Here is a 22,157-nt window from a genome sequence, read left to right as displayed (position 1 = left end):
TTGTAGTTGATGGGGATAAGCATAAAGGCTAATGTCAGAAGAATTAAGTGCAATGAAATCAATAAATGATGAATATTATGCATCCAGCCTTAAGGCGCCTTGATTTAAACCTTCTGCCGGTTTTTGACGCGATTTATCGCCACAGTTCCGTTCGACTTGCGGCAGATGAGCTGGCGATGAGCACCTCGGCGCTCAGCCATGCCCTGTCACGGCTGCGTGTTTCGCTCAACGACCCGCTGTTCTAACGGGAAGGACATCGAATGTGTCCCAGCGTCTATGCCACCCAGCTTGCGCCAGTTATTGCATCGGCCCTGAAATATCTCGACCAGGAGCTGTCGCCGCAGCCGGAATTTGATCCTGCTGTCAGTACAGCGTGTTTGCAGATCGCGATAACGGACTTTACCGCGTTCTGCATATTCCCTGCGCTCATGAATACGCTTCAACATGCGGCGCCTGGCTTGCGTCTGGAATTACGATATTTGCCGCACAGCCCGGCGTTGACGGAATTACTGGCAGGAGAGGTGGATCTGGCCCTGGGATTCAGCACCATTGAGGATCGCCGGTACCCGGAGCTGGAAGAGATCAGCTGGTTCGAAGATGAATATGTGGTGATTAGCAATGCGAGCCGGAGCGCGCTCACGCTAGAGGATTATCTCGCCGCCCGGCATCTTGTGGTTACGCCGTGGAATGAGAAGCAGGGGGTGCTGGATTTGCAGCTGGAACGCATGGGTTATACCCGACACATTGCGATCAAAACCCCGTCTATGCTCAGCGCCCCGTTTGTTATTGCAGAAAGCGATCTGCTGATGGCGTTACCTCGATTCGCCGCTGAAAAGCTGCTGCCAGCTACCCGTATTCAAATTTTTGATTTACCGTTCCACATCAGTCCGTTTGAAGTAAAAATTTATTCGCACAAGCGCAGCGGGAAACGAGGCGTTACGAACTGGCTCAAAGCTACGCTGCGCGCGCTGGCCGAAAGGCAACAGTCAGTGCGCTTATGATTTCGACTGTAACAGGATCGCCATCAGCCCCGGAAAGCGGGCGTCCAGATCTTCTCTTCTCAGTGAAATCATATTCTCGCGCCCCTGCGGGCGCTGCCAGATCACGCCGCTGTCGCGCAGTACACGCCAGTGGTGAGTCATGGTTGATTTCACCACCTCGTCCGGGCGCAGCGCGTTGCAGCTCAGCTCACTGCCGTCGGCCAGCCGTCGAATAATCGCCAGCCGCAGCGGATTGCCGAGGGCGAACAGCACATTTTCCAGCAGTATTTGTTCTGGTTCCGGGTGGTTTGGGATCATCGTTTTCCTGCGTCTCGCGTGAGATTGAGCTATATCAACAATAGGTCAACCGTTAAAAAATAGTTCGATAATACTCGTACAATAGGACTATTATAACAAACGAACAAACACGCGACTATCCTGGTCGTCACAAACCCGTCATGAAGACGTAAGGAAATATCATGCCCCGACCCATTCCACTCGAACGTTATCGCAACATCGGTATCTCCGCGCATATCGATGCGGGCAAAACAACCACCACTGAGCGCATCCTGTTTTACACCGGGATGAGCCACAAGCTGGGTGAAGTACACGATGGCGCGGCAACCACCGACTGGATGGCGCAGGAGCAGGAGCGCGGGATCACCATTACGTCGGCGGCGGTGAGCTGTTTTTGGCCCGGTATGGACAGAGGCTTTGAACCGCACCGCATCAATATTATCGACACCCCCGGGCATGTGGATTTCACCATTGAGGTGGAACGTTCCATGCGTGTGCTCGACGGCGCGGTGATGGTTTATGACTCCGTCGGCGGCGTGCAGCCGCAGTCGGAAACCGTCTGGCGTCAGGCGAATAAATATCACGTCCCGCGTCTGGCATTCGTCAACAAAATGGACCGCCCGGGTGCGGATTTCTTCCGCGTGGTGCGGATGATGCAGGAGCGGCTGAAAGCTAATCCGGTCCCGATTGTGATCCCCGTGGGCGCAGAGGAACACTTCACCGGCGTGGTTGATCTCATCAAGATGCGCACCATTCTTTGGGATGATGCGACCCAGGGCATGGCGTTCACCTACGCGCCGGTGCCCGACGATCTGCTGAGCACCGCCCAGACGTGGCGAGAAAAAATGGTCTCGTCTGCGGCAGAAGCCAGCGATGAGCTTATGGATAAGTACCTTGAGACGGGCGAACTGGATGAGGCGGAAATCATCAAAGGGTTACGGATCCGGACGATCTCCGGTGAAATACAGCCCATGCTGTGCGGCAGCGCTTTCAAGAACAAGGGGGTGCAGCGCATGCTCGACGCGGTGATTGAATTGATGCCGTCTCCACTGGACGTGCCCGCTATTGATGGGGTAGACGAAGACGGACAGCACGCCGAGCGCCACCCAAGCGATGATGAACCATTCTCTGCGCTGGCCTTCAAGCTGATGAGCGATCCGTACGTCGGACAGTTGACCTTTATTCGCGTCTATTCCGGCATACTGCGCAAAGGCGACGCGGTTTATAACCCGGTGAAGGGCAAAAAAGAGCGAATCGGGCGCATCGTGCTGATGCATGCCAACGACCGCCATGAGGTGGACGAGCTGCGCACAGGGGATATCGCAGCCTGTGTCGGGCTGAAAGACGTCACCACCGGTGACACGCTGACCGACCCGAATGCGGTGATCACCCTTGAACGGATGGAGTTCCCGGACCCGGTTATTTCGCTGGCGATTGAGCCGAAAACCAAGGCCGATCAGGAGAAAATGGGGATCGCCCTACAGCGCCTGGCGGCGGAGGATCCGTCTTTCCGTCTGCACACGGACGAAGAGTCCGGTCAGACCATTATCTCCGGGATGGGCGAACTGCATCTCGAAATCATCGTTGACCGCATGAAGCGTGAGTTTGGCGTTGAGGCAAACATTGGTCGTCCGCAGGTCACCTACCGTGAAACCCTGCGTAAAGCGGTGAAGGATATTGAAGGTAAATTTGTCCGACAGTCCGGCGGGAAAGGGCAGTACGGTCATGTGGTCCTGAGTCTGGAGCCGTTAGCAGCCGGAAGTGGTTTTGTGTTTGAAGATGCCACCAAAGGCGGGGTAGTGCCGCGGGAGTACATCCCGTCGGTGGAAAAAGGCTTGCGAGAAGCCATGAATACGGGTGTGCTGGCGGGCTATCCGGTTGTCGATGTGAAAGCGACCCTGACGTTTGGTTCCTACCATGACGTTGACTCCTCGGAGATGGCCTTCCGCATGGCGGCGATCCTCGGCTTCAAAGAGGGCGCGCGGCGGGCGGATCCGGTTATTCTTGAGCCGGTGATGCACGTTGAGGTGGAAACGCCGGAAGAGTATGCCGGGAACATTATGGGCGATCTCTCCTCCCGCCGCGGCATGGTGCAGGGGATGGCAGAGCAGTACGGCAGCCAGATTATTCGCGCTGACGTCCCGCTGGCTGAAATGTTTGGCTACGCCACCACGCTGCGCTCGATGTCCCAGGGGCGCGCGACGTATACGATGGAGTTCCATCATTTTGCGGAAGCTCCGCGGAATGTGGCGGATGAGATTATTGCGAAGCGTGTTAAGTAATAAAAAGCCCTCTTCCTCAGGAAGAGGGCTTTTCTTTTTTGAGATGCGTTAATCCAGCGCCTTCACCATCTTCCCACTCGTCACAAACGTCCCGGCCCCCAGATGATGCAGCGTATTCAGCTTATCCCCGTCAAACTGCCAGCGTCCGGAGACAAATGCGCGTTCATCTGCCGCGGCGGAAACCACTTCGCCAAACAGGGTGTCATATTTCTCTGCCGCAGAAGTGACAGGTAATAACCGACACTCCATCCACGCCAGACATTTCTCTTCTATAACCGGCAGACCAAGCTCAGGGCCATGAATAACCGGGATCCCGTAGCAGTTAAATTTATCCTCGTCGCGCCCGCTGACGCTGCCGACCGCCCAGGTCCAGTTGGCTGCCGCCACGCCGGGGATCACAATGCCGAATTTCCCGCTGCGTTCGATCAACTCCCGTGACCACGCGCTTTTGTCTACCACGATCGCGATACGCGGGGGTTCAAATTCCACCGGCATAGACCATGCGGCGGCCATGACGTTGCGACGATCGATGGTCTCATCCCGGCTGGTGATGAGCACGGTTGGACCGTGATTCAGAAGACGGCTGGCATGACGTAATTCAACAGGACGAAAGTGGCTCATAGGAACTCCTCATGTACACGATGAGTATGGCGAAAAAGCACTTTTGCGCATATGCATAAGGGAAAATAGTTTATAAACAGGGGATATCACATCATGGAGCAAATCATGTCCCCATTTCTGAGTGCTTATTTTGCCCGCACGGGCTGGCAGCAGCCCGTACAGGTTAATATCGATACCCTGCGGGGGCTCCATTTACACCATAACTGCGCGATCCCTTTTGAAAATATTGACGTCGTTTTGCCGCGGGAAATCCATCTGGACGACGGGTGTCTGGTGGATAAACTGGTCACCGCGCGTCGGGGGGGATATTGCTTCGAGCAAAACGGCCTGTTTGAGCGGGTGTTGCGCGAAGTTGGGTTTACGGTACGCAGCGTGCTGGGGCGGGTTGTGCTGGCGAATCCGTCGCAGATGCCGCCGCGCACGCACCGGTTGCTGCTGGTTGAGCTGAACGGCGAGCGCTGGATCGCCGATGTGGGATTTGGCGGACAAACGCTGACGGCGCCGATTCGTTTGATCGCCAACGAGGAGCAGGAAACCCCGCACGGGTGTTATCGTTTGCTGAGCGAGGGTAATGACTGGGTACTGCAATTCCGCCATCACGAGCACTGGCAGTCAATGTACCAATTTGACCTGGGGACCCAGTACTTCAACGATTACGTGATGGGTAACTTCTGGTCGGCGCACTGGCCTCAGTCCCATTTTCGTCATCACCTGCTGATGTGTCGCCACCTGCCGGACGGGGGCAAGCTGACGCTGACCAACTTTAATTTTACCCACTGGCAGAACGGGCATGTGGAGGAGCAGATCCATTTGCCGGATGCGGAGGCGCTGTATAAGCTGATGCAGGCGCGGTTTGGCCTGGGCGTTGATGACCCGAAGCACGGCTTTACCCTGGCCGAGCTGACGGCCGTGATGGCGGGGTTTGATACGCATCCACAGGCAGGTAAATAGCCCGGTGGCGGCTACGCCTTACCGGGCCTACGGGTGCCCGAACGTAGGCCGCCATTCGGCGGGTTAGTTTAAACATCATCGAAGGCATGCTGATATGGAAATCTTGTTGCGGAATAAATTCAGTTCAGTGGGAATGTTACTCGGGGTTATTGCACTGCTTGTCTCATTAGTGCAGTTCACCTTTGGTCCTTTTTCAACAAAGTCGACAGCGCTTGAAATTGTTGTGGCTGAAAAGGTTTCGGCGGTGAAAAAAGGGATTATTGCTGGCATCAAAGGGGAACAACCGACCGTTGAGGCGAAAAAGAAAACGGTCGATATCGACAGTATTCTTATCAATAGCGGAGTAATTTTGTCTGTGGTGGCATTAGGGCTTGCCTTCACGGGTGGGATGCGCAAAGAGAACCGATGGGGGGTGAGTGGCGCACTGTTTTTTTCTGGGGCTACGCTCGCTTTTCATGCGGCGTTACTGGCTTTTGGTCTGATCGTCGCAGTGTTGCTGCTGCTGTTGGTTATTTCAGTCGTCAGCGGAAGTACGCTGTTCTGACAGTGCGGCCCGGTGGCGGCTACGCCTTACCGGGCCTACAGCGGCTTGAAACGTAGGTCGGGTAAGGCGAAGCCGCCACCCGACAAAATCAACGGCGCGATCTCACCACCTGATAGCGACGGGTGAAATACTCAAACGGCGCACTCCAAACGTGCACCAGACGGGTGAACGGGAAGATAAGGAAGATCGTCATCCCCAGCACCAGATGCACGCGGAAGATCGGCGCGACGCCGCTCAGCATTTCCGACGAGCCTCCCTTAAACGTGACGATCCCCTGCGCCCAGCCCACCAGCTTCATCATCTCGCTTCCATCAGGATACTGGGCGGAGAAAGGAATGGTCGACAGCCCAAGGATGCACTGAAGCAGCAGGATACTCATGATGATAATATCCGGCGTGGTGGACGTGGCACGCACCCGCTGGTTGAACAGGCGGCGGATCAGCAGCATCGACCCACCGATCAGCGTCAGCACCCCGCAAATACCTCCCGCAATCATGGCTAACTGCTGTTTAACCGCGACGGGTAAAAACCAGGCGTACATCCAGTGCGGGGTTAACATGCCGAACAGGTGCCCGAAGAAGATCCCCAGAATCCCAATATGAAACAGGTTCGAAGCCCAGTTCATCCCGCGCTTGCTGAGCATCTGGCTTGATGACGCCCGCCAGGTGTACTGCCCATAGTCGTAGCGCAACCAACTGCCGAGGAAGAAGACGGTGGCGCAGATGTACGGATAAATGTCATAGAAAAACACGTTCAGGTAATGAGTCATTTTGGGCCTCCGGCGCTGACGTCCACGTACTGCGGCGCGACGTCCTGGCTAAAGCGTCGTTGATATTGCTGCATCGGCGAACTGTCGCACGATGTGGCGTTGTCTTCGATAAACTTGACCTGTTCCTCTTCCCACACGGCGTCCAGCGCCTGACGGGTATCATCACGTTTTTCACCGGATACCTGTTTCGCCACGCTGTCGCTGGAAAGCCGTGTTTCCGCCAGCGACAGCAGGGCGTCAAACAGCTGGTAATGCGCTACCTCGCGCTGTTTCAGGCGGCCTCCAATCAGCGCCAGTATAGGCGCGACGTTTTGCAGCCCTTCACGCGCCTCGTCGTCGCTGACGATACTGAGATATTCCAGATAGAGCGGCAGATAGTCCGGCAGCTCGCGGCAATCCAGCTCCAGCCCGGCTTTCTCATACTGGCTCATCAGGTCGACCATCGCCTGACCGCGATCGCGGGACTCGGCGTGAACGTGCTCGAACAGCAGTAGTGAAGTCGCGCGCCCCCGCTCGAAAACTTCACACCATTCGGCCTGCTTATCCAGCAGCGGGGCGCTCAGGTGCTGCTGCGCAAACGGCACTAGCATGGGCGCATCCTGTTCCACCAGGGAAAGCGCTTCTTCACGGTTATCCCAAAGCAGCTCATCGGGATACTCAATCAGTAGCGCGATGATTTTAAGGATCTGCATTATTCTCCCTCCCCGTGATCGCGCACCTCGGTAATGTTGATCGCGTCGATGCGGCTGCTGTTGAAGAGGTTGAACCTGGTGTCGGAGCCGTGACAGCCGTCACCGAAGGTGAAGCCGCAGCCGTTTTTCTCCGGGAAGGCGTCGCGCGCCATTTCGCGGTGGCTGGTCGGGATCACGAAGCGGTCTTCGTAGTTAGCGATGGCCAGATAGCGGTACATCTCCTCAACCTGCGCTTCGGTCAGGCCCACTTCCTCAATGGCGCGGGTATCGGTCACGCCTTCCACGGTCTGGGAGCGTTTGTAGTGGCGCATCGCCATCATGCGCTTCAGAGCGCGCAGCACCGGGCCGGTATCGCCCGCGCTGAGCATATTTGCCAGGTATTGCACCGGGATGCGCAGGCTTTCGACCGCAGGCAGTACACCGTCGCTCTGCGGCAGACCACCCGCGTCCGCGTAGGACTGAATCGGTGACAGCGGCGGCACATACCAGACCATCGGCAGGGTGCGGTATTCCGGATGCAGCGGCAGGGCGAGCTTCCAGTCCATCGCCATTTTGTAAACCGGGGAACGCTGCGCTGCGTCGATGACGTTCTGCGGGATGCCCTGCTTCAGGGCTTCTTCAATCACCGCCGGATCGTTCGGGTTAAGGAACACGTCGCACTGGCGCTCATACAGATCGGTTTCATGCTCGGTGCTGGCCGCCTCTTCAATACGGTCCGCGTCATACAACAGCACACCAAGGTAGCGGATGCGTCCAACGCAGGTTTCTGAGCAGACGGTCGGCTGGCCGGACTCGATGCGCGGATAGCAGAAGATGCACTTCTCTGACTTGCCGCTTTTCCAGTTGAAGTAGATTTTCTTGTACGGGCAGCCGCTGATGCACAGTCGCCAGCCGCGGCATTTGTCCTGGTCGATCAGCACAATGCCGTCCTCTTCGCGTTTGTAAATCGCACCGCTCGGGCAGGTGGCGACGCAGCTCGGGTTGAGGCAATGCTCGCACAGGCGCGGCAGGTACATCATGAAGGTGTTTTCGAACTGACCGTACATCTCTTTCTGGATCTTCTGAAAGTTTCGGTCGCGGGCGCGTTTTTCGAACTCGCCACCCAGCAGCTCCTCCCAGTTTGGCCCCCAGACGATCTTATCCATCCGCTTACCGTCAATCAGCGAGCGGGGGCGGGCGGTAGGGAGGTGATCCCCCTCCGGGGCGCGGTGCAGATCCTGGTAATCGAAGGTGAAAGGTTCATAGTAATCGTCAATCTGCGGCAACACGGGGTTGGCGAAAATTTTCGACAGGACGCCCATTTTTCCGCCGAGGCGCGGGGTCAGCTTGCCGTGAATACTGCGGATCCATCCGCCTTGCCACTCATCCTGATCTTCCCAGTTTTTCGGATAGCCGATACCCGGTTTGGTTTCGACGTTATTAAACCACGCATACTCCATCCCTTCGCGCCCGGTCCAGACGTTCTTACAGGTGACCGAGCAGGTGTGGCAGCCAATGCATTTATCGAGATTCAGTACCATGCCAACCTGTGAGCGTATTTTCATTTTTTCGCCTCCTGAACCTGATCCCGACCTTCGCCGTCCAGCCAGTTAATGTTTTTCATTTTGCGGATCATAATGAACTCGTCGCGATTCGAGCCGACGGTGCCGTAATAGTTAAAGCTGTACGCCAGCTGCGCGTAGCCGCCAATCATGTGGGTCGGTTTCGGACAGACGCGGGTGACCGAGTTGTGGATCCCGCCGCGCCGTCCGGTCACTTCTGACCCCGGAATGTTCAGAATGCGCTCCTGAGCGTGGTACATCATGGTCATGCCCGGCGGCACGCGCTGGCTGACCACCGCGCGGGCGGTGAGGGCGCCGTTGGCGTTGAAGGCTTCGATCCAGTCGTTGTCCTCAATCCCCAGCTCGCGCGCGTCGGTTTCGCTGATCCAGACGATTGGCCCCCCGCGTGACAGGGTCTGCATCAGCAGGTTTTCGCTGTAGGTGGAGTGAATGCCCCATTTCTGGTGCGGCGTCAGGAAGTTAAGCGCTTTTTCCGGGAAGCCGTTCGGCGGAATCTCGCGCATATGGGTGACGCTGCGGGTATCAATCGGTGGACGATAGGCCACCAGACTTTCACCGAAGGCGCGCATCCAGGTGTGATCCTGATACAGCTGCTGGCGGCCGGAAATCGTGCGCCACGGGATCAGCTCGTGAACGTTGGTATAGCCTGCGTTATACGACACGTGCTCGCTCTCAAGGCCGGACCACGTTGGGCTGGAGATAATTTTGCGCGGCTGCGCCTGAATATCGCGGAAGCGAATTTTCTCGTCTTCTTTGTTCAGCGCCAGATGGGTGTGATCGCGCCCGGTCAGTTCGCCGAGGGCCTCCCAGGCTTTGACCGCGACCTGACCGTTGGTTTCCGGCGCAAGAGCGAGGATCACCTCTGAAGCATCAATGGCGGTTTCAATGCGCGGTCGGCCTTTGGCCGGGCCGTCGAGCTTGACGTAATTGAGCTTGCCGAGGAAATCGACTTCGTTTTGCGTGTTCCACGATATGCCTTTTCCGCCGTTGCCGAGTTTGTCCAGCAGCGGACCGAGAGAAGTGAAGCGCTCGTAGGTTTCCGGATAGTTGCGCTCGACGACCGCAATGTTTGGCGCGGTTTTACCGGGGATGAGATCGCACTCGCCTTTGCGCCAGTCCAGAATATCAAAAGGCTGCGACAGTTCCCCCGGGGAGTCATGCTGTAGCGGCTGTAGCACCACGTCAGTTTCGGTGCCGAGATGCCCGACGCACACTTCAGAGAAGACTTTGGCGATGCCTTTGTAGATCTCCCAGTCACTGCGGGACTCCCACGCGGGGTCAACGGCGGCAGAGAGCGGGTGAATAAACGGATGCATGTCCGAGGTATTCATATCGTCTTTTTCATACCAGGTGGCGGTCGGCAGGACGATATCGGAGAACAGGCAGGTGCTGGACATACGGAAATCGAGCGTCACCAGCAGATCCAGCTTGCCCTCAATGGCGGCGGTTTGCCATTCCACCTCTTCAGGTTTGACATCATCCGTTGAGCCTAAATCCTCGCCCTGGATCCCGCTCTCGGTGCCAAGCAGGTATTTGAGCATGTACTCATGGCCTTTTCCGGACGAGCCAAGCAGGTTAGAACGCCAGACAAACAGGTTGCGCGGGTGGTTCTTGCCGTTGTCCGGCTGTTCGCAGGCGAAGCGAATATCGCCCGATTTTAACGCCTGCACGGTGTAATCCTGCGGCGACATTCCGGCGGCGTCGGCACGGGCCTTAACGTGCAGCGGGTTGAGGTTGAGCTGCGGCGCGGAAGGGAGCCAGCCCATGCGCTCGGCGCGGACGTTGAAATCAATCAGATGTCCGGTGAATTTCGACGCGTCTGCAAGAGGAGAAAGCAGCTCCTGTGCGGTGAGCTTCTCATAGCGCCACTGGCTGGCGTGGTTGTAGAAGTAAGAGGTGCTGTTCATCTGGCGCGGCGGACGGTTCCAGTCCAGCGCGAAGGCCAGCGGCAGCCAGCCGGTTTGCGGACGCAGTTTCTCCTGGCCGACATAGTGCGACCAGCCGCCGCCGCTTTGCCCGACGCAGCCGCAGAAGACCAGCATGTTGATCATCCCGCGGTAGTTCATGTCCATGTGGTACCAGTGGTTCACACCGGCCCCGAGGATGATCATCGAACGACCATGGGTTTTGTGCGCCGTGTCGGCAAATTCACGGGCGATTTTTTCTATCAGGTAAGCGGGTACGCCGGTAATTTGTTCGCCCCAGGCCGGGGTGTAGGCTTTGATCTCGGCGTAGTTTGCCGCCGCGTTACTGTCTTCCAGACCGCGATCGAGGCCGTAGTTTGCGAGCACCAGATCGTACACGCTGACCACGCGTCTCTGGCTGCCGTCGGCCAGCGTCAGGGTTTTACTCGGTACGCGGCGCGTCAGCACCGGCTCCTGCTTCACGCTGCGGAAATGCGGGTTCTCGTTGCCCCCGAAGTAAGGGAAGGCCACGTCTGCCACACTGTCGTGGGTGATGAGCAGGGAAAGCGTCAGCTCGGTCTCCTGTCCCGCGGCCAGCGACTCCAGGTTCCATTTGCCTTTTTCGCCCCAGCGGAAACCGATAGAGCCGTTCGGCGCCACCAGATTTCCGGCTACGTCAAAGGCGATGGTTTTCCACTCCGGATTATTGGTTTCACCCAGCCCGTCGGCCAGATCCGACGCGCGCAGCATGCGGCCCGGCACCACGCGACCGTCAGCCTGTTCATCCAGCAGGACCAGCATCGGCATGTCGGTGTAGCGGCGGCAATAGTTGAGGAAGTAATCGCTCGGGTTATCAAGGTGGAACTCTTTGAGGATCACATGCCCCATCGCCATGGCAAGGGCACTGTCGGTACCCTGTTTGGGGGCCAGCCACTGGTCGCTGAGCTTCGCCACCTCCGAGAAGTCCGGCGTAATGGCGACGGTCTTGGTGCCTTTGTAACGCACTTCGGTAAAGAAGTGGGCGTCCGGGGTACGCGTCTGCGGCACGTTCGAGCCCCAGGCAATGATATAGCTGGAGTTGTACCAGTCCGCCGATTCCGGCACGTCGGTCTGCTCGCCCCAGGTCATCGGCGATGCCGGAGGCAAATCGCAGTACCAGTCATAGAAGCTCAGGCAGGTGCCGCCGAGCAGGGAGAGATAGCGCGTACCGGCGGCATAAGAGACCATCGACATGGCCGGGATAGGGGAAAAACCGGCTACCCGATCCGGGCCGTAATTTTTGATGGTCCAGACGTTGGCGGCAGCAATCAGCTGGTTAAGCTCTTTCCAGTTTGAGCGGATAAACCCGCCTTTACCCCGCGCCTTTCTGTAGCTTTGCGCTTTTTGCGGATCGTTCTGAATGGCATCCCAGGCCAGCACCGGATCGGTATGCTGCGCCAGCGCCTCGCGCCAGAGCTCGATCAGCCTGCGGCGTACCAGCGGGTACTTGAGACGGTTGGCGCTGTAGAGATACCAGGAGTAGCTTGCGCCACGCGGGCAGCCGCGCGGTTCGTGGTTAGGCAGGTCAGGGCGGGTACGCGGGTAGTCGGTCTGCTGGGTTTCCCATGTCACCAGGCCATTTTTGACATAAATCTTCCAGCTACAGGAGCCGGTGCAGTTAACGCCGTGGGTGGATCGCACAATCTTGTCGAACTGCCAGCGCTGACGGTAGCTGTCCTCCCAGTCGCGGTTGGTGTGGTACACCTGGCCGTGCCCATCGGCGAAACTGTCGCCTTTTGTTTTGAAGTAACGGAAGCGGTCCAACAGTTTGCTCATGACATTTCTCCTGCTTCGATAACATGGCCGGAGGGTGAGGCATCACGCTCCGGCGAAGAGGTAGTTATTATTTTTGTGAGGATTTGCGGCCGTACACCAGCCAGGTGACGAGCACGCAGACGATGTAAAACACGAGGAAGACTTTCATGGCGCCCACCGGGGAACCGGTCATCGCCAGGGAGGTGCCAAAGGCTTTGGGAATAAAGAACCCGCCCACCGCACCGATGGCAGAGATAAACCCCAGCGCCGCAGCCGTTTCGGTCACCGCTTCATGCTGTGCCTGTTCATCGCTCCCGCCCTGTTTTTTCACGCGGTCGAGGGTGATTTGGCGAAAGATAATCGCGATCATCTGGAAGGTCGAGCCGCTACCCAGGCCTGCGGTCAGAAACAGGCCCATAAAGACCAGATAGAAGGCGATAAAGCTGCCTGAACCAGACCCGGGGAGCGTCAGGAAAATCAGGGCGCTAAAGATGGCCATAAAGATAAAGTTGATCAGCGTCACCCTTACGCCGCCCAGTCTGTCCGAAATCATTCCGCCAGCCGAACGCGCCAGGGCGCCGATCAGTGGGCCAAAGAAGGCGAGGTGGAGGATATTAACGTCCGGAAACTGGGTTTTCGACAACATGGCAAAGCCTGCCGAGAAACCGATAAACGAGCCGAAGGTTGCCAGATAAAGCAGGCTCAGCAGCCAGAGATGAAAGCGCTTAAGCACCGGAAGCTGGCTGGCAATGGACGCTTTCGAGCTGGCGATGTCATTCATGCCAAAAAACGCCGCAATGGTGGCCAGAATCAGCAGCGGCGCCCAGATCCACGCCGCGTTCGCCAGCCACATCGTCGAGCCATCCTCCTGCGGTACGCCGTGCACGCCGAGGAAGGTAAACATCGGCAGGAAAATCACCAGCGGCGCAACCAGCTGCATCACACTCACGCCCAGGTTACCCAGCCCGCCGTTAATGCCCAGTGCGCTGCCCTGTCTGGCTTTCGGGAAGAAGAAGCTGATGTTTCCCATACTGGAAGCGAAGTTGGCACCGGCAAAACCGCACAGCAGTGCGATGATGATGAAGATCCAATAGGGCGTGGCGGTATTCTGGATGGCGATCCCAAGCCAGACACAGGGTACGACCAGGATAACGGTGCTTAACACGGTCCAGTAACGCCCGCCAAATATCGGCACCATAAAAGAGTAGGGGACACGCAATATCGCGCCGGAGAGAGAAGGTAATGCCGTTAGCATAAAAAGCTGATCGGTGCTGAAATTAAATCCGACCTTATTAAGATTTACCGCAATAGCGCTAAACAACATCCAGACGCAAAACGCCAGAAGCAAACATGCCACGGAAATCCACAGGTTTCTTCGTGCGATATGTTTCCCTTTATTCTCCCAAAATTGCGCGTTTTCCGGTTTCCAGTTACTCAACAGATGCTGATTACTCTTCTCGCTTTGATGTGACATATCACCCTCTTGCTTACCGAAGTGGAGAGAAAAAGAAGGAAAAACAGAAAGATACCTGTCATTGGCGTATGAAATTTATAGGATGTTATGGGATACATCTGAAAGGATAGATAAAAAAGCGAATCCCTGAGTTTGGAATGGGAATCAGGGTTCGCTTTATGTGTTACTAATTGTAACTATTTGCAGAAATTAATACTCCGATGGGAGTATTAAAACAATTCGAGGGAGATAAGTTTATCCAGATGCTTATTAAATGCCGCGTCGTCCATTTCAGGCATATTTAAGACATATATGCCATCCAGGCCACATACCAGACCAATTAAACGCCAGGCGATATTTTCCGGCTGATCAGCAAGCGTAAAGGCGTTGGCCTCCGCCCCGGCGCGGATAATTGCGACCGTTTCCTGGTGCCACATCTCCATGGTCAAAACGTAAGCGCCTTTGATATCGCTATCCCGGCTGGCGAGAATTTGCGCCTCCCGCCACAGTCGAATGTAGGGCTCAAACCCACCGTCATCGCTGCCGAGCATGGCATGCAGGCGCTCGCGCCAGCCTGCGTTTTCGCCAACGATTTCAGCATCCAGCAAATCGCGGATCAGCCTGACAAACGCCAGCGATTTAAGCTCGCCGGCCGACGCAAAGTGGTGATGCACCTGCCCGGTGGCGACGCCCGCTTCGGTAGCGATTCGGCGCACGGTCATCGCAGCGAATCCTTCGGTCAGCGCCACGCGCATTGCGGCCTGTAGGATCTCTTCCCGCCGCTCGTCCTTGCTCAGATAACGCATAATTTCTCACTCTCAATGGCAACGAAACGAGTGTAACAAAGAGCTGGACAAGTGTTCAACTTTACGTAGGATCGCAATCTGGACATGTGTCCAGTTTTTAACTGAAAAGGAAATTTATGTTTCGTCAGTGGTTAGCGTTAGTGATTATCGTGCTGGTGTATATCCCGGTGGCGATTGACGCGACGGTGCTGCACGTGGCGGCGCCAACATTGAGCATGACGCTTGGTGCCAGCGGCAACGAATTGCTGTGGATTATTGATATTTACTCGCTGGTGATGGCGGGGATGGTGCTGCCGATGGGCGCGCTGGGCGATCGCATAGGTTTTAAGCGCCTGCTGATGATCGGCAGCGTGCTGTTTGGCCTGTCATCGTTAGCGGCGGCTTTTGCGCCGTCCGCGGGCTGGCTGATTGCCGCCCGCGCGTCGCTGGCGATTGGCGCGGCGATGATCATTCCGGCTACGCTTGCAGGGATCCGCACGCTGTTTATTGACGTGCGGCACCGTAACATCGCCCTTGGCGTCTGGGCTGCCGTTGGGTCGGGCGGCGCGGCATTTGGCCCGCTGATTGGCGGCATGCTGCTGGAGCACTTTTACTGGGGTTCGGTCTTCCTGATTAACGTGCCGATCGTGCTGATCGTGGTTTCGCTTGCTGCGCGCTTTGTGCCTGCTCAGCAGGGTCGGCCCGAGCAGCCGCTCAATATTAGCCATGCCATTATGCTGATTGTCGCCATTTTACTGCTGGTCTACAGCGCCAAAACCGCCCTGAAAGGGGTGCTGTCGCCGTGGATGGTGGCCTCTACGCTGCTTACCGGGGCGGTGATGCTGTTTATTTTCGTCCGTATCCAGCTGCGCGCGCGCGTGCCAATGATCGACATGCGTCTGTTTTGCCATCGCATTATTTTAAGCGGCGTGGTCATGGCGATGACCGCCATGATTGCGCTGGTGGGCTTTGAACTGCTGATGGCGCAGGAGTTGCAGTTCGTGCATGGTTTTACGCCGTTTGAAGCAGGGATATTTATGCTGCCGGTGATGGTGGCGAGCGGATTTAGCGGGCCGATCGCGGGTGTGCTGGTCGGGCGTCTGGGGCTGCGCATTGTCGCGGCCGGAGGCATGGGGCTAAGCGCGATCAGTTTTATCGGCCTGTCGACGCTCGATTTCAGCACCCAACAGTGGCAGGCGTGGAGCCTGATGGTGCTGCTGGGCTTCAGTGCCGCCAGCGCACTGCTGGCATCGACGTCAGCGATCATGGCTGCCGCGCCGAAAGAGAAAGCGGCCGCGGCAGGCGCGATCGAAACCATGTCCTACGAGCTGGGCGCTGGTCTCGGGATCGCCATTTTCGGTCTGTTGTTAACCCGCAGCTTTTCGGCGTCAATTGTACTGCCGCAGGGGCTGAGCGCGTCGCTGACCGATAAAGCCTCGTCGTCCATCGGTGAAGCGATGAAGGTCGCGCAGGAGCTGACGCCGTCACTGGCCGAGCCGGTGATGACGGCGGCAAAAACCGCGTTCATCACCTCGCACAGCGTGGCCCTGGGCAGTGCGGGAGCCATGCTGATGATTCTGGCGATCGGGATCTGGTTTAGTCTGGCGAAGGTCGGAGGGCAGCAGTAAAAAAAAGGCCAGCCGCGAGGGCTGGCCTTTTGAACTAACACCTCTTAGAACTGGTAGGTCAGACCTACAGCCACGATGTTGTCGGTAGCCACTTTGGCATCTTTGGTGAACTGGCTGTCATCCACGAGGTTGATTTTGTAATCAACGTAGGTGGACATGTTTTTGTTGAAGTAGTAGCTCGCGCCAACGTCAACGTATTCAACCAGGTCCTGGTCGCCATAAGAACCGATGTCTTTACCTTTGGATTTCAGGTAAGCGATGGATGGACGCAGACCGAAGTCAAACTGGTACTGAGCCACAACTTCGAAGTTCTGTGCTTTGTTGGCAACGTGACCGCTACCGAACGCCGTCATGTTGCGGGTTTCAGAGTAGGTGGTTGCCAGGTAGATGTTGTTCGCATCGTACTTCAGGCCAGCAGCCCAGACTTCTGCGTTTTCGCCACCGGCGTTCAGGTTGCTTGCAGCACGAACCTGACGGTCAGTACGGTCAGATTTCGCGTAGGTCGCACCCACACCGAAGCCGTCGAATTCATAGGTAGAAGACAGACCCCAGCCGTCACCGTTGGATTCGGTGATCTCTGAACGGTCGTTTTTACCCTGGTACTGGGCAGCCACGTTCAGGCCGTCAACCAGACCAAAGAAGTCGGTGTTACGGTAGGTGGCAACGCCAGTGGTACGACCGGTCATGAAGCCGTCAGTCTGCGTCCAGGTATCGCCACCGAACTCTGGCAGAACGTCAGTCCATGCGCCGATGTCATAAGCAACACCGTAGTTACGACCGTAGTCGAAGGAACCGAATTCATCGAATTTCAGACCAGCGAAGGCCAGACGGGTTTTGTTGCCGTCGGAACCCTGAGCTTCAGAGCGGTTGCCCTTGAACTCATATTCCCACTGGCCGTATCCGGTCAGCTGATCGTTGATCTGAGTTTCACCTTTGAAGCCCAGACGAACGTATGTTTTGTCGCCGTCGCTACCAGCATCATCAGAAAAATAGTGCAGACCAGTAACTTTGCCGTACAGATCCAGTTTGTTACCGTCTTTGTTAAAAACTTCAGCCGCGTTAACAACGCCAGCCGCCAACATGGAAGTCACTGCCACTGCAACTAATTTAAGTTTCATCTTAACTAACCCTTATAATTTTATTTAGGTATTTCCTAAGCCACCTGAGCGATTTTTAAACGAGGCTTATCGTCAATGGCAGACTATTTTTAAAATTCCGTAGACTGCTTTCAATAATAAGTTTCAAAATATTAAAGATAATTTCAATTAGTGTGATCCTGATCCGATAAATTTCCCTTAAATCGCTCAGTAAGGTTAATTTATATACATAAATTGATTATTAACAAAACACGATAATAAGGCTGGAAATAGTTGCCATGCGTTTTTGTTTTTAGAGAGAGATAAAAGGGCTTGGCAGGTAATGTCAAGGAATTGGCCGCGTTATTGACTTTTAAAACAGTGGCTTGTGGATTTATCCTGGAGCCTGCAACTGTTTTTTAAAAGAAACATCCAGAAATAAACTATTGCACTATGTGCTATATAGTGCGGGAATATTGGGGTTGAATTAATTACCTGCGTTGTCAGTTTATGTCAATTTCCACAACGGATCTGACTTTTTATGAGTACTCTATACAGAAATAGAAATACATACGAATGTTATAAATAATATTCTTTACTGTGATCACATATTAAAATAATGTTAATTTTTACCGGGCATAATTCGTGCCCGGTAAAATTAAAATGCTATTTGCGGGTGGCATACCAGCAAAGTAATGATCCTGCGCAAACCATTAATGCACCTTGCCAGAATGAGAATGAAAGCGGAGAGCTCAGCATAATAGCCGCCAGCGCGGCAGAGAGTACCGGGGTGAAGTAGGAGACGGCCGCAAGCACCGTGACGTTACCGTGGAGGATCCCAATGTTCCAGGCGGCGTAGCCAAAGCCAAGGGCAACACCACACATCAACAGCTTCACGACTACCGGCACGCTGAATACCATTTCAGGCTGATCGCTGACGGCATATTTGACCCACAGGCTCAGGGCGGTCAGCAGGACGAAAAGAGTAATGCCATTTTGCCCTCTGGCATACCTGCTGGTGACGGTGCAGTAGGCGGCCCAGATAAAGGCACCGGCAAATGCCAGCCCGTAGCTCAGCGGGCTGGAAACGATGTTCTGCATGATGTCGTGAACGTGCAGCCCGTTTTCGCCGCCTAAGACCCAGCCCACGCCCAACAGGGAGATCGCTAAGCCGGGGATCACCCACAGGGTGGATTTTTGTCCGTTGAACAAAATGGCGAACACAATCGTCAGGCTTGGCCAGAGATAATTGACCATGCCCACCTCAATTGCCTGCGAGCGCGTCGCGGCAAAGCCAAGCGACAGGGCAAGGCACATTTCATAGCTGACAAACAGGACGCTGCCCGCAATGAGATAGCCTTTCGAAAACCGTTTAATATCAGGGAAACCTACCGTCGCCAGACACAATAATCCGCTGACGGTGTAGATCATTGCTGCGCCCCCCACCGGGCCAAGTCCCTCACTGACGCTGCGGATGAGACCCACCATGGTACTCCACAGCAGTATGGCCACCAGGCCAATCAGCGTTGCTCTTTTTCTGTCCATACCCTGCCAGTCTCATAAAAATCAAAGGGTAAACTTATAGCATCTAACCCATTCACCAGGCGAATTTTCTGTTTCGCGGTTAACCCGAAAGGAGTAATAAATCATACCGGCGGTGACTATTAAGGGGGCGAAGTTCGGCGACCTTGATTTGACGCAAAAAAAACAGGGGCTTTGCTGTTAGTTTGCGGCGCGAAGTCTTATCAGATAACGAGGACAGCAATGGACGTCAGCCGCAGACAATTTTTTAAAATCTGCGCGGGCGGTATGGCCGGAACAACAGCCGCAATGCTGGGATTCGCTCCCAAAATGGCGCTGGCTCAGGCACGCAACTATAAACTGCTGCGCGCGAAAGAGATCCGTAACACCTGCACATACTGCTCCGTGGGTTGTGGGCTATTAATGTATAGCCTGGGTGATGGCGCGAAGAACGCCAAAGAAGCGATTTATCATATTGAAGGGGACCCGGACCATCCGGTGAGCCGCGGGGCGCTTTGCCCGAAAGGGGCGGGGCTGCTGGACTACGTCCACAGTGAAAACCGTCTGCGCTATCCGGAATATCGTGCGCCGGGCTCTGATAAATGGCAGCGCATCTCCTGGGACGAGGCCTTCTCACGTATTGCAAAACTGATGAAAGCGGATCGCGACGCCAACTTTATTGAAAAGAACGAGCAGGGCGTTACGGTAAACCGCTGGACCTCCACCGGGATGCTGTGTGCATCTGCGGCAAGTAATGAGACCGGCATGCTGACGCAAAAATTTGTGCGCTCCCTCGGCATGCTGGCGGTTGATAACCAGGCGCGCGTCTGACACGGACCAACGGTAGCAAGTCTTGCTCCAACATTTGGTCGCGGTGCGATGACCAACCACTGGGTTGATATCAAAAACGCAAACGTCGTGGTGGTGATGGGCGGTAACGCCGCTGAAGCCCATCCGGTGGGATTCCGCTGGGCGATGGAAGCGAAAAACAACAACGATGCGACGCTGATTGTCGTCGATCCACGCTTTACGCGTACGGCATCGGTGGCTGATATTTATGCGCCGATACGCTCCGGTACGGATATTACGTTCCTTTCCGGCGTGCTGTTGTACCTGATCGAAAACAATAAGATTAACGCGGAATACGTTAAGCATTACACCAATGCCGGCCTGCTGGTGCGGGAAGATTTCGCCTTCGAAGATGGCCTGTTCAGCGGCTATGACGCAGAGAAACGTCAGTACGATAAATCGTCCTGGAACTATCAATTCGACGAAAACGGCTACGCGAAACGCGATGAGACCCTGAGCGATCCACGCTGCGTCTGGAACTTGCTGAAACAGCATGTTTCCCGTTATACGCCAGACGTGGTGGAAAACATCTGCGGTACGCCGAAAGCAGACTTCCTGAAAGTATGTGAAGTGCTGGCCTCCACCAGTGCCGCCGACAGAACAACCACCTTCCTGTACGCGCTGGGCTGGACGCAGCATACCGTGGGCGCGCAGAACATCCGTACCATGGCGATGATCCAGCTGCTGCTCGGCAACATGGGGATGGCCGGTGGTGGCGTGAACGCCCTGCGCGGACACTCCAACATTCAGGGCTTAACCGATCTCGGCCTGCTGTCGACCAGCCTGCCGGGTTACCTGACCCTGCCGTCGGAGAAGCAGACCGACTGGCAAAGCTGGCTTGACGCCAACACGCCAAAAGCGACGCGTCCGGACCAGGTGAACTACTGGAGTAACTATCCGAAGTTTGCCGTCAGTCTGATGAAATCGTTCTACGGCGATGCGGCGCAGAAAGAGAATGACTGGGGCTTTGAGTGGTTGCCGAAATGGGATCAGGCTTACGATGTCATCAAGTATTTCAACATGATGGATAAGGGCGACGTCACGGGGTATATCTGCCAGGGCTTTAACCCGGTGGCGTCATTCCCGGATAAAAACAAAGTCGTTCGCAGCCTGAGCAAGCTGAAGTACATGGTGGTTATCGATCCGCTGGTCACCGAAACGTCTACGTTCTGGCAGAACCACGGCGAGTCTAACGATGTCGATCCGGCATCCATTCAGACCGAGGTGTTCCGACTGCCATCGACCTGCTTTGCGGAAGAGGACGGTTCTATTGCCAACTCTGGCCGCTGGCTACAGTGGCACTGGAAAGGTCAGGATGCGCCGGGTGAAGCGCGTAATGACGGCGAAATTCTGGCCGGGATTTACCATCGTCTGCGCGAAATGTACCGCACCGAAGGCGGCAAAGGCGCTGAGCCGCTGCTGAAGATGAGCTGGAACTACAAGCAGCCGGATCATCCTGAGTCTGAAGAGGTGGCAAAAGAGAACAACGGCGTGGCGCTGGCCGATCTGTACGATGCCAACGGCAATCTGGTGGCGAAGAAAGGCCAGTTGCTCAATAGCTTCGCGCTGTTGCGTGACGACGGCAGCACGGCCTCGTCCTGCTGGATCTACACCGGCAGCTGGACGGAGCAGGGTAACCAGATGGCCAACCGTGATAACGCCGATCCGTCAGGCTTGGGCAACACGCTGGGCTGGGCATGGGCGTGGCCGTTGAACCGCCGCGTACTGTACAACCGTGCCTCGGCAGACGTGAACGGTAAGCCGTGGGATCCGAAACGCATGCTGATCGAGTGGAACGGCACGAAGTGGACGGGGAACGATATCCCGGACTTCAACACCGCCGCGCCGGGCAGCAACACCGGGCCGTTTATCATGCAGCCGGAAGGGTTGGGGCGTCTGTTTGCCATCGACAAGCTGGCGGAAGGGCCGTTCCCGGAACATTACGAGCCGATGGAAACGCCGCTCGGCACTAACCCGCTGCACCCGAACGTGGTCTCCAGCCCGGTAGTGCGTATCTATGAAGATGACGTGCTGCGTTTAGGTAAAAAGGACAAGTTCCCGTATGTCGGAACTACCTACCGCCTGACCGAGCATTTCCATACCTGGACCAAACATGCGCGGCTTAACGCCATCGCGCAGCCGGAACAGTTTGTGGAGATAAGCGAAACGCTGGCGAAGGCGAAAGGCATTGCCAATGGCGATCGCGTGACGGTGAGCAGCAAGCGCGGCTTTATTCGCGCGGTAGCGGTGGTCACCCGTCGTCTGCAAAGTCTGAACGTACACGGCCAGCAGGTAGAAACCGTCGGCATCCCGCTGCACTGGGGCTTTGAAGGGGTGGCGCAGAAAGGTTACATCGCCAATACCCTGACGCCAAACGTCGGCGATTCCAACTCGCAAACGCCGGAGTATAAAGCGTTTCTGGTCAACATCGAGAAAGCGTAAGGAGCGA

15 protein-coding genes and 1 pseudogene are annotated in these 22,157 nt (G+C 55.9%); 6 read left to right on the top strand and 10 right to left on the bottom strand.

Annotated features, from left to right (window positions below):
• The first annotated feature begins 65 nt into the window (after nt 1-65).
• A pseudogene (locus ACOTXC_RS01600) lies at nt 66-1,001 on the top strand (LysR family transcriptional regulator).
• Here ACOTXC_RS01600 and ACOTXC_RS01595 read toward each other — a convergent pair.
• On the bottom strand, nt 996-1,298 hold the full coding sequence (locus ACOTXC_RS01595; protein WP_022648218.1) for an ArsR/SmtB family transcription factor: 303 nt from the start codon (nt 1,296-1,298) through the stop codon (nt 996-998). The pseudogene ACOTXC_RS01600 and the gene ACOTXC_RS01595 sit on opposite strands and share 6 nt — an antisense overlap.
• 161 nt (nt 1,299-1,459) lie before the next feature.
• On the opposite strand from ACOTXC_RS01595, the gene fusA reads away from it, so the two are divergent.
• Nucleotides 1,460-3,559: an elongation factor G gene (gene fusA / locus ACOTXC_RS01590; RefSeq protein WP_023330144.1), complete on the top strand. Its 2,100-nt coding sequence runs from the start codon at nt 1,460-1,462 to the stop codon at nt 3,557-3,559.
• Nucleotides 3,560-3,607: 48 nt separating this feature from the next.
• Here the strand turns inward: fusA and ACOTXC_RS01585 are convergent, their stop codons facing one another.
• Complete coding sequence (locus tag ACOTXC_RS01585) at nt 3,608-4,180, bottom strand: flavin reductase family protein (protein ID WP_045622528.1); 573 nt, start codon at nt 4,178-4,180, stop codon at nt 3,608-3,610.
• 105 nt (nt 4,181-4,285) lie between these two features.
• On the opposite strand from ACOTXC_RS01585, the gene nhoA reads away from it, so the two are divergent.
• Nucleotides 4,286-5,131: an N-hydroxyarylamine O-acetyltransferase gene (gene nhoA, locus ACOTXC_RS01580; protein WP_421767342.1), complete on the top strand. Its 846-nt coding sequence runs from the start codon at nt 4,286-4,288 to the stop codon at nt 5,129-5,131.
• 94 nt (nt 5,132-5,225) lie between these two features.
• Entirely contained in the window at nt 5,226-5,675 is a 450-nt protein-coding gene (locus ACOTXC_RS01575; protein ID WP_047365085.1) for a hypothetical protein, read from the top strand.
• 88 nt (nt 5,676-5,763) lie between these two features.
• Here ACOTXC_RS01575 and narI read toward each other — a convergent pair whose 3' ends face one another.
• From narI to ACOTXC_RS01545, 6 genes are all read right to left on the bottom strand, one after another.
• Nucleotides 5,764-6,444 carry a respiratory nitrate reductase subunit gamma gene (narI, locus tag ACOTXC_RS01570; protein WP_022648214.1) on the bottom strand — a complete coding sequence of 227 codons (681 nt, stop codon included), beginning with the start codon at nt 6,442-6,444 and terminating at the stop codon, nt 5,764-5,766.
• Nucleotides 6,441-7,136: a nitrate reductase molybdenum cofactor assembly chaperone gene (gene narW, locus ACOTXC_RS01565; protein ID WP_421767341.1), complete on the bottom strand. Its 696-nt coding sequence runs from the start codon at nt 7,134-7,136 to the stop codon at nt 6,441-6,443. The genes narI and narW overlap by 4 nt, the downstream gene beginning before the upstream one ends.
• On the bottom strand, nt 7,136-8,680 hold the full coding sequence (narH, locus tag ACOTXC_RS01560) for a nitrate reductase subunit beta (protein WP_023306263.1): 1,545 nt from the start codon (nt 8,678-8,680) through the stop codon (nt 7,136-7,138). The genes narW and narH overlap by 1 nt, the downstream gene beginning before the upstream one ends.
• Nucleotides 8,677-12,417 (bottom strand): nitrate reductase subunit alpha, encoded by a 3,741-nt coding sequence (locus ACOTXC_RS01555; RefSeq protein ID WP_023306262.1) that lies wholly within the window; start codon nt 12,415-12,417, stop codon nt 8,677-8,679. The genes narH and ACOTXC_RS01555 overlap by 4 nt, the downstream gene beginning before the upstream one ends.
• A gap of 67 nt (nt 12,418-12,484) precedes the next feature.
• A complete protein-coding gene (locus tag ACOTXC_RS01550; RefSeq protein WP_421767340.1) occupies nt 12,485-13,870 on the bottom strand; it encodes a NarK family nitrate/nitrite MFS transporter in 1,386 nt (461 codons plus the stop codon).
• Between the two features lie 209 nt (nt 13,871-14,079).
• A complete protein-coding gene (locus ACOTXC_RS01545; RefSeq protein WP_015570471.1) occupies nt 14,080-14,655 on the bottom strand; it encodes a TetR family transcriptional regulator in 576 nt (191 codons plus the stop codon).
• Nucleotides 14,656-14,771: 116 nt separating this feature from the next.
• Between ACOTXC_RS01545 and ACOTXC_RS01540 the strand changes: the two genes are divergently transcribed.
• Nucleotides 14,772-16,262 (top strand): MFS transporter, encoded by a 1,491-nt coding sequence (locus tag ACOTXC_RS01540; protein ID WP_023306260.1) that lies wholly within the window; start codon nt 14,772-14,774, stop codon nt 16,260-16,262.
• 44 nt (nt 16,263-16,306) lie between these two features.
• Here the strand turns inward: ACOTXC_RS01540 and ompC are convergent, their stop codons facing one another.
• Nucleotides 16,307-17,380, bottom strand: coding sequence for a porin OmpC (gene ompC / locus ACOTXC_RS01535; RefSeq protein WP_022648207.1), 1,074 nt, complete (start codon nt 17,378-17,380; stop codon nt 16,307-16,309).
• Nucleotides 17,381-18,004: 624 nt separating this feature from the next.
• A complete protein-coding gene (gene yddG, locus ACOTXC_RS01530; protein WP_045308154.1) occupies nt 18,005-18,883 on the bottom strand; it encodes an aromatic amino acid DMT transporter YddG in 879 nt (292 codons plus the stop codon).
• A gap of 219 nt (nt 18,884-19,102) precedes the next feature.
• On the opposite strand from yddG, the gene fdnG reads away from it, so the two are divergent.
• Nucleotides 19,103-22,150 carry a formate dehydrogenase-N subunit alpha gene (gene fdnG, locus ACOTXC_RS01525; protein ID WP_108367593.1) on the top strand — a complete coding sequence of 1,016 codons (3,048 nt, stop codon included), beginning with the start codon at nt 19,103-19,105 and terminating at the stop codon, nt 22,148-22,150.
• Nucleotides 22,151-22,157 lie beyond the last annotated feature (7 nt).

The sequence above is a fragment of the Enterobacter cloacae complex sp. IR5428 genome (assembly GCF_049238585.1).
In the GTDB taxonomy this organism is placed as follows: Bacteria; Pseudomonadota; Gammaproteobacteria; order Enterobacterales; family Enterobacteriaceae; genus Enterobacter; species Enterobacter intestinihominis.
This window is presented reverse-complemented; position numbering and strand designations above follow the sequence as displayed.